Origin of the sequence: Methanobrevibacter sp., from assembly GCF_045646205.1 — an archaeon.
GTDB lineage: Archaea > Methanobacteriota > Methanobacteria > Methanobacteriales > Methanobacteriaceae > Methanocatella.
The window spans coordinates 13145-26523 of record NZ_JAZRKF010000009.1 but is presented as its reverse complement, the minus strand read 5'-3'; the positions used below and the strand labels follow the sequence as shown (position 1 = coordinate 26523).

General features: G+C 34.5%; 6 protein-coding genes. 3 read left to right on the top strand and 3 right to left on the bottom strand.

What is annotated here, in order from left to right:
- Nucleotides 1-17: 17 nt before the first annotated feature.
- A complete protein-coding gene (locus tag ACKI44_RS02035; protein ID WP_407421060.1) occupies nucleotides 18-3233 on the bottom strand; it encodes a C1 family peptidase in 3216 nt (1071 codons plus the stop codon).
- Between the two features lie 330 nt (nucleotides 3234-3563).
- Between ACKI44_RS02035 and ACKI44_RS02030 the strand changes: the two genes are divergently transcribed.
- Nucleotides 3564-4961 carry a DHA2 family efflux MFS transporter permease subunit gene (locus tag ACKI44_RS02030; protein WP_407421058.1) on the top strand — a complete coding sequence of 466 codons (1398 nt, stop codon included), beginning with the start codon at nucleotides 3564-3566 and terminating at the stop codon, nucleotides 4959-4961.
- A gap of 320 nt (nucleotides 4962-5281) precedes the next feature.
- Nucleotides 5282-5995 carry a DUF4013 domain-containing protein gene (locus tag ACKI44_RS02025; protein ID WP_407421056.1) on the top strand — a complete coding sequence of 238 codons (714 nt, stop codon included), beginning with the start codon at nucleotides 5282-5284 and terminating at the stop codon, nucleotides 5993-5995.
- A 195-nt stretch (nucleotides 5996-6190) separates the two neighbouring features.
- Here the strand turns inward: ACKI44_RS02025 and ACKI44_RS02020 are convergent, their stop codons facing one another.
- Entirely contained in the window at nucleotides 6191-9178 is a 2988-nt protein-coding gene (locus ACKI44_RS02020; RefSeq protein ID WP_407421054.1) for a C1 family peptidase, read from the bottom strand.
- A gap of 240 nt (nucleotides 9179-9418) precedes the next feature.
- Nucleotides 9419-9601, bottom strand: a complete 183-nt coding sequence (locus ACKI44_RS02015; protein ID WP_407421052.1) for a hypothetical protein — start codon at nucleotides 9599-9601, stop codon at nucleotides 9419-9421.
- A 496-nt stretch (nucleotides 9602-10097) separates the two neighbouring features.
- On the opposite strand from ACKI44_RS02015, the gene ACKI44_RS02010 reads away from it, so the two are divergent.
- Nucleotides 10098-13097 (top strand): hypothetical protein, encoded by a 3000-nt coding sequence (locus ACKI44_RS02010; RefSeq protein WP_407421050.1) that lies wholly within the window; start codon nucleotides 10098-10100, stop codon nucleotides 13095-13097.
- Nucleotides 13098-13379 lie beyond the last annotated feature (282 nt).

Genomic DNA, 13379 nt, shown 5'->3' with positions numbered 1-13379 from the left:
AAAAAGGATTAAATTGATTAATCCTTAATAGTAATTGTGTTTGCGATTGCCATTCCGTCATATTCGGAGGTTATGATGTATTCTCCGGCCATCAGTCTGATGTTTAACCGGGCTATTCCATTGGAATCGGTGTATCTTATGTAGAATACTCCGTTGATGTTGAATGTTACTTCTGCATTAGCCAGTGGATTTCCGTGACCGTCAATGACTGTTGCATTGAATGTTGAACCGTCCATGTATGTCATTTCCATGTTTTCGGCGCTTAAGATTGGTAAAACGGTAATGTTATATGACATCATGAGTCCGGTTAACGGGTCAATTGCGGTTAGGATGTATTCACCTGGTTCCAGGTTAATGTTTAACTTGGCGGTTCCGTTTTCATTGGTTAGTCTATCATAGAAAACACCGTTGATGTTCATGGTAATGTTAACACCACTTACAGGATTACCTTCACCGTCTATTAATGTGATGTAGAACTGTGAAGCGTTTCTGTAGTATTTTACCAGGTTGTCTGCTATTAATGTTGGCAGTACTGTGATTGTGTTTTCGACTGTTGTGCCGTTGAATGTTGTTTTGATTGTGTAGTTACCTGGGTTTAAGTTAATGGTCATTTTAGCGGTTCCGTTTTCATTACTGGTTCTTGTGTAATTCACACCGTTGATTTCAAAGATTACGGTTTCATTAGCAGCACCGATATTGGCTTCGAACTTGGAGTCGTTTTTATAGATTTTAACCAGATCTTCAGTATAAATTGGTAAAGCAACAGTATAGAGTTTAATCATGGCCGCAATATTATATTCGGTTAAATCTTCCCATTCGTCACCATCATAACTTACAAATGAGACATGTGGCTCTGCATGGGTTCTTATTGTACCAAAATTCTGCATTTGGCTTTTGGATATGACTGCAAATTCATCTCCTGCTTTGACAGGAATGTACTCATCTAATTCGACGGTTGCATATCCTTCATAATCGTATGTTCCGTTTTGTTCATATACCTTTTCGCCATTCACGAGTATAGTAAAATCATAATCGCCAGCTTGAATGATGAATGATCCGACAGCTGTAATCTGGAGGTCTTCACCTGCCACAAATTTGTTCATGGCATATGTGTGATTTGTAGTAGTGTTGTAGTTGATTTCATGCTGGTAAAGTTTGTCATATTTGTTGTTGTTTTGTATGTCGAATGTCATGGCAGGGAGGTTGGTAACAAAGGACACGTCATAATATGATATGTAGAAAAAGCCTTCTTCTCCCCAGTCGGTTCCCCAGCTGTTTTTAGCGATAAATGCACCATCTCCTGGAGGTGTTACTACAAAGTTTTCCTTAGGATAGGTGTCGTCCCAGCCGACGAGACATATGACATGGTCTACACCAGCTATTTCGAAATTGTAATATCCGTGAGTAGTTTCATTATAGTATGATGGATTAAATTCATGGTAGTAAGCAACGGCTAGAGCACCATATTTGAGCAATGCCCTTTTGAGCGGGTCATTGTCAGTTGAATTAGTTCTTGCCGGAACGAATACAATATCCTTGATTTGGACATCATCAGGAGTAGCAATTAATGAGGATATTTTTCCAAGTTCGTCGTAGGTGTCATATACTGCAGGGGATACTCCAAGCCAGCTTGAAAAATAAGGTTCGCCCAAATATGGGTTTCCACTTTCAGCCGTAAATGTTGCACCATATTTTGAATATTTTATCATAGTATTCTGCAGGTTGTTTTCAGAAAAGTCATAGGTGATATTTGCATATCTAATCAATACGGATTCCAATGCTCCCGTAATACCGAATGCCCAGCAGGAGCCCATGTTTCCCTGGTTTTTAACTGATGAAACCCATCCCCAGTCACGCAAGTCAAATCTTTTCGGAAGGGTTTCGACATTTATGGTGTTGTTTATCAAATCGAAGCGGGTTTGGGATGATTCAACATTCAAATCATAATTCGTATTGTTTAAAGACAGTATGTCCTCTGTGTAATTGTTTCCGCTTTCATAATATTCGCAGTAAACACCGTAGATGCTTGAGCCGTTTTCTGTAGGGTTGCTGAAGTAATTATCAAATAGGGATACATCACAGTCATATGTATAGAGTGATGAGCCCTCGCTTGCACTGTTGTCTTCAAGAATGCATGAATCTATGATAACATCGCTCATGTCGAAGTATGCTGCCCCACCATGTGAAAAGCCTTCGTAATATCCAATGTTTGAAGTAAATATTGAATTGGTAATGTTGACTGTCTCTACCCAGGAAGTATATATGGCTCCTCCGTCAAAGACTGCAATGTTTGAAGTGAAGTTTGTGTTGTCAATATTTAAGTATCCGCAAAGCTGAAGGTATGCCCCTCCAAATTCGGAAATACAGTTAGTGAAACGAGAATTGAGAATTGTAATGCTTCCGTTTAAATTTCCATCTTCTCCTCCGACATCCGCATAAATCGCTCCACCATTTTTCGCGGAGCGGGTGTTGATAAAGTCACAGTCATCTATTTCAATGTCATATGAATGTTCTTTTATTCCTATTGCACCTGCAGTCATTGTAGCGGTCAGGTTGAAAAAATTGGATTTTATGATTTGCCCACGACTTTTGCTGGCATAAATTGCAGTAGAATAATTTGCTGTGGTATTTGCAAAAGTGGTGTTTTCAATATACATTAAAGTGGAGGTCATATAGATTAAACCCCAGTTTTGGATTTTATCGCTTGAAAAGGTTCCATTTATTATAATCAATCCTCCGCTTGCTGAGTTAATCGCACCACCATTATTGGCATAGTTATCGATAAACTTGTCATTCATACTTATATACCATGCGTTATTTAAAACCGCACCACCTCTTCCTGTGGCCTCATTGTCTATAAAGGTAACATTGTTTGTAGTAAGGTCAGAACCAGGTAAACTTGATAAAGCTGCACCACTGTGGGCATTCCCATTTATAAGGTTCAGATTGTTTATTGTGATGTTGGTTCCATTAATGATAAAGATTCTGGCCTGGTTGGATGCATCGATGGTGTAGCCGTTACCGTTAATGGTAAAATCATTTTTATTTATTTTAATTCCATCCATAAGTTCATAATCAGTCGAATTATCATATACATAGTCTTGAGTTATTTCTAAGAAGTCCGTGCTTGAATCTATTTCATCCTGCAGTGCCGTGAAGTTTCCTTCGGCCGAAACGGCACTGAGCGAGATGAATAAAATAGCCAGTACAAGCAATATTTTAATTATCTTCATAATTTTTCTCCCATATTCAATATTATATAATATATTTTTTGGTTTTTAAAAAATTTATCATTTAATTGGGGTGATATTAAAAATTATTCAAAAAAACAAGTCTGTAAATTAATAATTATTTTCTGCAACAGATTTTCTCAAAAAAAGGGGAAGAATTAAATTAAATTTATATAAAAAATTAATATTTAATAGTTTATATTTTATTTTGTATATTATTCAAAAATAATGTTTAAAATTGATTTTTTAAAGAAATATTCATTTTATAAAGTAAAAAAATATAAATAATCTGAATTAAATAGAAGTAGTAATAACTTTTTTTGGTGTGAAAAAATGAATTTTAAAATGGACAATCGGATGCAGCTATTGGTTTTATTTACTTTAACTGCTGCTCTGATAACTATAGCTCAGGGAATTATCACAACAGGGGTTGTTTATCTGATGAGTGATTTTTCAGTCTCATCAACACAGGCTCAATGGTCATATTCAGCATTTCTTTTAGTCGTTGGAGTCATGATTCCTTTAAGCGCTTTTATTTCACGCCGTTTCAGTGCAAGAACAATATTTTTCTTTGCATTGGCAGTATTCCTTTTGGGATCCATCATATGTTATTTTTCAAATTCATTGATTGTTTTGATTTTCGGAAGAGTTCTTCAGGCTATTGGAAACGGTATAGTAATGCCTTATGTTCAGATTTTGCTTTTAAGAATCGTTCCTGAAGAGAAATGGCAGACATATATGGGATTATATGGATTGGTTGTTGCAATCGCTCCTGTTGTCGGATCTTTTTTAGGAGGATTTGTCATAACATACTATGGCTGGAGATCATTGTTTTCATTTTTCGCAATATCTACAATAATCCTTTTAGTTTTTGGGTTAATTCTTGTAAGGGACGATACCCCTACTGAAAATTATCCTCTCGACTACTTGTCAGTATTATTATCTGTTCTTGGTTGTGGAGGAGTGATGCTTGGTTTTACTAACGTTGCAGATTATGGATTTACACATTATTTTGTAATATTGCCAATTATCATTGGAATTATTGCTTTGATATTGTTTGTAAGGCGTCAGCCTAAACTGGAAAAGCCTTTAATTAATATATCTATACTTAAAAACAAGTATTTTTCAATAGGTACGGTATTTATATGTATCCTTTTCTTCGCTTTAAACGGATGCACTGCACTTGTTCCGATATTTATACAAGGTATAGCATATAACTCTGCAATTTTTTCCGCTTCAGTACTCTTTCCAGGTGGTCTTCTGATTATTGCCTTTAATTTTATTGGACCTTTGCTTACAAATAGAATTGGAATCAGAAAGGTTTTGATTATGGGATGTATTCTTTCCATAATTGGATTTGCAACCATGATGTTCTATACGCAGGATTCCTCTTTCGAATTCATTATGATAACTCAATCAATTCGTTATATTGGTGCAGGCCTCGCATTAATGCCTGCAACAACATGGGCACTGACTATGGTGTCCGATAAGGTTGAGGATGGAACTGCAGTAAACAATACATTAAGACAGATTTTTGCAGCCATAGGTTCATCAATGGTTGTTGTGATGGTGGCTGTTTTGGCAGGCGGTGCAATAGACCATAATTCTGCTTCTGTTATTGCATTCAATCAGACTTCACTGATTTTACTTGTGCTCCATATCATAATGCTGATTTTGGCTATTCTATACATTGACGATAAAGATAAAATCGAAAGTCAAAAACAGGGTTAATTTCCATTGAAGAAATTTCTCTAAAAAATCATTATTTCGTTAATAAAGTATTATTTGAATTGTATTTGTGGTATTAAGTTTTAATATATTAATATGAATGTATATTCACATCGAAAACTCACAATAAATTCATTCATGTTTTTTAAAACTACCTATTATTTGCTGTATCTTTACAAAAAATGTTTCTATATTTAAAAACAAAATTTCAAATAAAATCATTGGGTTTTTCTAATAATGGTAACATTTAAATAAATATAATAATAAAAATTAATATCGACTCAATTTGAGTTTTTTTTAATAATTAAATGAAAGGTGATTAAATGAGTATAGGAAGTATTATATCTGATGCATTAGCATATCCATTAAATAATGTTAAAGCATTAGTTGTATATTTAGTTTTAGCACTTATTGCTGCATTTATCGGAGGATCAGCCTTAGTAGGTTTTATAGGCGCATATCATACTACTGGTTTTTCCAGTGCGGCATTTGCAGGAATGGGTATTGTTGGAATCATTGTTTTTGTCCTTGTGTATTTCTTAATTGAAGGATATGCTTTAGATATTGTTAAATATGGTATTGAAAGAAGAAATGACAGTCCGGGAATTGATTTTGGAAGACAAGTTTCAAATGCTATTAAATTAATTGTTGTTAGTTTTGTTTATTTCATTGTACCAGTAATTATTACTTTTGTTTTAGGATTATTCCTTAGAAACTGGTTAGTTTCAATAATTGCATTAATTTTATTTATTGTATTTGCTTTAGCAAACTTCATGGCTAAATGTAGATTGGCAAAAACTGATGATTTAGGTGCTGCTTTAGCTATTGGAGAAGCAATTGGAGACATATCCAGAGTGGGTATTGTTAAAATTCTTGGAGTAGTTGCTATTGTTGTAATAATTTTATTGATTATTGCTATAGTTGTTGTATTGATTAACAAATTAAATGGTATGCTTGGTAATGTCGTATTAGCTATTGCTTCTGTTTACTTTGCATTCTTCTATAACAGAGCTGTTGGTTTATTATACTCCGATTAAATAATAAACCACATTTTTCTTTTTTTTCAAATTAAATAATCTAGTTTTAAATGCATTTTCCTAAAATAATTTTAACACTTTAACTAATACTATTTGTCTATATTGGTGATGTATCTATTTTACAATGCTTAGTAATAATTTTTAATTGATTTCAAGTTCATGATATACATCAAAAAAAGAAAAGGATTAAATTGATTAATCCTTGATTGTTATTGTATTTGCGATTCTCATTCCATCATATTCGGAGGTGATGATGTATTCTCCAGCCATTAATCTGATGTTTAGTTTAGCTATTCCTGAGGAATCGGTGGTTCTTGTGTAGAATACTCCGTTTATGTTGAATGTTATTTTTGCATCAGCTAACGGATTACCCTGACCGTCAAGGACTGTTGCATTGAATGTTGAGCCGTCCATGTAGTTCATTTCCAGGTCAGTTGCGTTTAATACAGGCAATACTGTAATGTTATATGACATCGTCAGTCTGGTTAACGGGTCAATAGCTGTTAGGATGTATTCTCCAGGCTCCAGGTTAATGTTTAGTTTAGCCGTACTATTTTCATTGGTTAAACGGTCATAGAATACTCCGTTAATGTTCATGGTAATGTTTCTACCGGATACTGCATTACTTTGACCGTCAATTAATGTGATGTAGAACTGTGAAGCGTTTCTGTAGTATTTTATTAGGTTTTCAGCTATTAATGTTGGCAATACTGTTATTGTGTTTTCAACTGTTGTGCCGTTGAATGTGGTTTTGATTGTGTAGTTTCCCGGATCCAGGTTTATTGCCATTCTTGCAGTCCCGTTTTCATCACTGGTTCTTTTGTATGTTCCGCCGTTTATCTCAAAGATAACGGTCTGATTGGCAGCAGCGACATTGGCTTCAAATTTAACATCGCTTTTATAGGCTTTAATTAAATCCTGAGTATAAATGGTTAAAGTTTTGGTATAGACTTTTAAGGTTGTGGTTGTATCATTTTCGTTTAAATCTATCCATTTATTGCCTAATTTCATAAAGCTTTGATTATTGAGATAGTGCTGTCTTCCATAAGCTATTATAGGAATGCTTTTTTTCGTAATTACTGCTGTAAAGTTATCCTCTTTTTTAACAGGAATTTCTTTGGTTAATTTGACTGTATGGAATCCTCTAAATGGTGCTGTTCCATTTTGAGCATGTGCCAATTCGTCATTTACATAAATCTCAAGCAAATATTCTTCGCCTTCATCTGCAAAGTAAGTTCCAACAGCGCTGATTAATTCATTTCTGATGGATCCATAGTCTATCCTATAGTTTATGTTTTCATTATATTCAGTAATTTTCAACTGTCCCACTAAATCAGTCTGATAGTTTGCGCTATAATTTTCATTGTTTTCAAAAATGAATCCTATTGTGTGATTGTAATGCAGGATGCTCGTGTCATAATATGAAATATATCCATATCCTTTATCTCCCCAGGTGTCATCCCAGCTGTTTTTGATTATCCATGCTCCGTCTCCAGGAGGTCTTGTAATGAAATTGTCTGCAGAATAGTTATCGTCCCATCCGACAAGTGCTACTGAATGGTCTTCATTAGTTATGTTATTCTGATATTGTGCTGATGTGTTTTCATTGTATCCCGGAGCTGAATCGCATGCATAATATAGAATGCTCAATGCTCCATATTTCATTATTGCTTTTTTAAATACATCAGTGTCTGTTGAATTTTCAGGAGGCCTTATAAGAATTGCATCATGGATGTGTATGTTTGGGTTTATGTCGAGTATTGGGGTCAATTTGCCCAATTCATTATATGTGTCATTTTCTGTTGGACATGGTCCAAGCCAACTTAATAAATATTCCAGACCATATTCCATCAGTCCTCCTTCAGAAGAGCCCATAACACCGTATTTTGAATATTTCACGGCGTTACCCTGCATGTTGTTTTCTGAAAAGTCATATGTCACTCCTGTTGCTTTCAGTAATGCTGATTCGAGCGCTCCATAAACTCCAAATGCCCAGCATGAACCCATGGCGCCCTGATTTTTAACGGGAGTCACCCATTTCCATTCACGCAAATCAAAACGTGAAGGTGGGGTTTTTGTGTCTATTGTATTGTTGATGATTTTAAGTTCCTGGGTATTTGAGAGTATGTACAATACAACATCAGTATCATTTAAAACCAGTTTGTCTCCATTGTATGTATTGTTGGCTATATTAGGGGCACCGAATACTGCGTGGATGGCTTCACCATTATTCTCAAATTCGTTTTTCACTATAAATGAATTAATATTGTATATATAAATTGCATTTTTGGTATTGTTTTTGAAAACTGAATTGGTTGCTATTAACATGTTTGAGTCGCAGTATATTGCTCCGCCGTCAAAGGTTTCGCTGTCAAGTATTCTGTTTGATTCGAAATGACTGTTGATTAAAGTTACATTTGCAAGGGATGTATAGACTGCTCCGCCGTTAAATCTTGCAGTGTTGTTTGCGAAACTGCAATTTAATATTGTTAAATTATCGCCTAAATGGGCAATTGCACCACCAAAATCACCATAGGAGTTATTGAATGTTGAATTTATGAAATATGTTCCATTTGACTTGTCTACCTTATCATTAACATCGACATATACCGCTCCTCCATTTTTGATGGCGGTAGTATTTATGAAAGTACAGTTGGTAATTTCCCCGTATGTTACTTCTTTCAGTCCTATTGCTCCTGCAGTTTCATTGGCATATAAATTTGTGAATATTGAATTTTGAACTATAGCTGACCCTTCAGCATATATTGCTGCGGCATATTTGGATTTTGAATTGGTAAAAGTCGAATTATTGATACCTAAACTATTGTTTGCGTAAACGCATCCTCCCCATTGGGCAGTATTGTTGAAGAAAAGACAATTTACTATTCCTAATTCTTTTGAACTGTATATGGCACCATAATCATCGCCGGTTAAATTCATAAAGATAGAACCTTTTATGTATGTTTCATCAAGACAGTGTATTGCTGATCCGCTATCTGCATTTGAATTCAAAAATGATGAATTAATGACGGTTAAACTTTTATCTGCTTTTATGCATCCTCCGCTCTTATTGGCAGTGTTTTTGTTAAAAATACATTCATTAATCACTGTTTCTTTAGAATTAGCTATTGCTCCCCCATTTTCTGCGTAATTGTTGGTGAATGTTATATTCTTTAAAATCACATCTGATTGTGAAAATATGGCTCCACCGTAATCTTTAGCATATCCATTAATAAGACAAATGTTGGAAATTGTAACGTTATTTCCAGTAATGACGAATATTCTTGACTGGAAATTTCCGTCGATTGTATGGCCTTTACCATTGAGGACGAAATTATTCTTGGTGATATAAATTCCTTCATTTTTGTCCGTTTCATTGTTAAAGGTATAATCCTTAGTTAACTCTAAATATTTGCCTGCATTTTATATTTCACCATCTAAATCAGTGAATGATGATTCATCTGCCGTATAAATTTCATCTTGCGTTATTTTTAAAATATCTCGATTATCATCACTTATATCGTCGGAAATCTCATCTGCTGCACAGACTGCGCCCACCGACAGGATTAAAACAATCATGACAATCATAATCTTTAATACTTTCATAATTATCACTGTTTAAAATTCTATGAAAAATATTATTTAAATTTATATATTCTGCTATTATTGCTTAATGATGTGTTAAATTGAAAAAAAGATTTTTAATAACTAAATTCGTTAAGCATATGCATGTGATGAAAACATTAAACGTTATTTGTCATCATTTAAAAACAATGAATGTAAGTGCTTACTTGCATGCTGGCCTTATATCATTTTTTATAAGAAATAAAGCATATGTAAGTGCTTACTTGCAAAAATCTTTATATATAATACTCTATAAATAATATAGCAAAGTAGTTGTGTTTGAGAATAGATTTAAATCAAATTCTAAAATTAAACATCAATGCTTAATGATGGAGTATGCAAATCAGATGGGGCAAACCCCAATTATTTTGTCCTCTGATGAATCTGCATTCAATATCTTGTTTTTTGTGGAGGAACTAAAAAGATGCCTAATCTAAAAAAATCAATGATTTTATTAATAGTGTGCATATGCTTTTTTATGAGCGCATCCAGTGCTTTTGCGGCTGATTTGAATCAGGCAGGTAATAATACCATTTCAGATGCACAGGATTTTGAAACTAATTTGGCAGTTGAAGAAGTAAGCGTAGATTCTGATTTAAATTCATATATTGGAGTCAGCGCAATTGATGAAGACCAACTTAACTTGGCAAATGCTGATAATGTGACAGGAAACACTGCGGGTTTATTAAACGGAATGGATTCCCAATCAGTTCCGGCTACCTATAATGACTTGCGCGATGATTTGGAAAATTTAAAAGATGGTGACATCTATGATATCAAAAAGGATTATACCATTGAACGCTGTGATTATGATTTGTCAAAAAATCGTATAATAAACATCAATGCAGATAATGTGGTAATCAACGGTAACGGCCATACAATAGATGCAAATAGGGACAAAGCATATTTTGCAATATTCAACATAACCGGAAACAATGTAAGATTAATCAATCTCAACATTAAAGGTTCCAGGGCATATGATGTGGAATATGTTTCATCAGGTTTAAACAAGTATGGGGATGATTATAACAGTTTAACAAGTCCAATCGAATGGCATGGAGACAACGGATCCATTTCAAACTGTGTATTCAATGACAACACAGGTGATTATGGAGGTGCAATAAACTGGCAGGGAAACAATGGTTTAATTGAAAACTGTATTTTTGACGATAATGCCGCAAGATTCGGTGGTGCACTCTACGTTAGCGGTGCCAATACCAAAATATCTGATTGCCAATTCAAGGATTCATATACAACTAATCATTACGAATCAATTTACTTTGCAAATCCAAAAAGTATTGCAAACGTCTTGTACTTGGACAACTGTACTTTTGAAAGCTATAAAATGGGTGCAAAAGATGTTGATTTTGAAAATGGATGTAAAGTAATATTTGGAATTAAAAATGAAAATGATTTCGTTCCAAGTTATTTCTCAGAATTGATTTACTATCTAAACAATTTAAAGGATGGCGAAGTTTTCGATATAGTCCATGATTATTATCTCCATACTTTTGATGGAAGTATCGTGATAAATGCAAACAATGTAGTAATTAATGGTAACGGCCATAAAATCTTGGGTGAAGACCCTGCATATTCCGTATTCATAGTCAATGGTAATAATGTCGCAATCAATAACCTAACATTTGACTTTACTGCTGAAGATTATGTATGTCCAAGTATTATTGACTGGAGAGGTTGTAATGGTGTTCTTTCAGGATGTGAGATTTCAGGAAATAATGCAGTAAACGGTGGAGCTGTAACATGGAGCGGAAACAACGGTGTTATTAGGGACTGTATCTTCAGCGATAACAGTGCAGATTTTGGTGGAGCCGTAACATGTAACGCAAACAACTGCAGCATTGATAATAATCTTTTTGTAAATGATGTCTCTAAATATGCCGGATCAATTTATATGGCAGGAATGGATAACACAATCAGCAACTGTCTGTTTGTAAATTCCACATCAGCAATCAACGGTGAAGCAATCTTTATTGACCGCAACCGTAAAAACATGACTTTAGACAATATTTTCTTTGATGAAAAAACATCACTTCCATTTATTGACGGGGCTAAGGTTCCTGTTGACATAAATAATCTTGTAGATTTTGCTTATTATACTTATATGGCTGATGGAAAGATAGATATCGCTCCATTGATTTTCAACTCAATCATGAAAGGCGGTGTAATCTATTATAATGACGACCTCTACTACACCAGCAGCTATTATAATAAAAGCGGTGATTTTGTATTCACAATGGTCAGGGAATTCAGAGAATATGACATAACCTATACAAAAAATTTCCAATTCAAGAATATATTCAACTATACCTTTGATAATGTTTATGAGGCTTTGCGCAATTCAAATTTTTTAAACACGTTTTCACTAGCAAAAACAGTATATGTCCATGATGTACCAGGATATTGGGATGCAATGTCCAACAAATTCACTTCATTAAGTGTATTTGATCCGATATCCGGATTTTTATCAGCTGATAGACAACATTCATATTTAGGAGAAGATTCCCTAAGTTATGCATTGAATGTAGTATTTACCGAAAGTTGTCTAATATGCTGTCCTTTAACATGGTCTTTTGAAACCTCACCTTTTGATATACTTAATATTAATGGTTGCAATTCAATAATCAGAGGTTCATTTGAGGATAGGAATGAAGATAAATGGGTTGTATTAAAAAAGGGCAGTATATTTGGAGCATCCGATATAACTCTTGAAGGATTCAACACTGTTATTGAAAATATGGGCGGATCCTGCATGCTCATCAATGCACATTTCAACAACAACAGGATGGATTACATAATCGATAGGGATTGGGGTGCAGCCATACTCAATGCAGGATTGGTAACATGCATCAATTGTTCTTTTACAAACAATTATGCGAAAAATGGTGGAGCAATATTCAATCAGGGAGTATTGGCTCTTGCAAACACTACCTTTGCAGGCAACGAGGCATACGGTGAGGGTAATGATATCTGTGTCGGTGAAGGCGGAACTGTTGTAATCGACGATAATAATATCACTTCAAATACAGGAACAGTTTATTTCGCTGACAGTTTGAACATGCTTGAAAGTACTTTAATTGGAGTTGGAGCTGCAGCATTAAGTTTCATTGCAGGTGCTGTCACTGGTTTCTTCACAGCAAACCCTGCTATTGGTATTGCTGTCGGTGTTTTAGTCGGTGCAGCTTTAGGTGCAGCAGCTTCTGCAATAATCATTTCCAACACTTATGACATAAGCCAGAGTAGAGTAAAAGTATTAGTGACTTTGATGACTGGATGTGCACTTGCCGGAGCTTTAGGAGGCGGAGTTGGCGGAATGTTTGGAATTGATTTCTTTGTAGATTTCCTTCCTTTCGATTATGCTATGTATTATGGCTGGGGAGAATTTGCTGCATGGATGTCTCTAAACGGAGTCCTTGGAATGGGAATGGTTGCTGCACTTTATAACTGTGTTTTAATGTAGTTTTTGGGATTAAAAAAAGTTAATGATTGGGATTAGGCAGGACCAATGATGCCTAATAATTAAATCATCGTTTGGATTAGGAATTTTTCACTAATCGGATGATTGTATCTTCGGTGCATGGGGGTTGCACTGGAGGTCTATACTCCCTATCAATTAATTAAAGTTATTTTTTTTAGAATCGATATTTAAAGTTGGCTTGGTGAATATTGCCGATATTTTTTCTTTGTATTTGATGTATTATTTTACTTATTTTTTGTTATTTTCTATTTCAAGCTTTTTTTT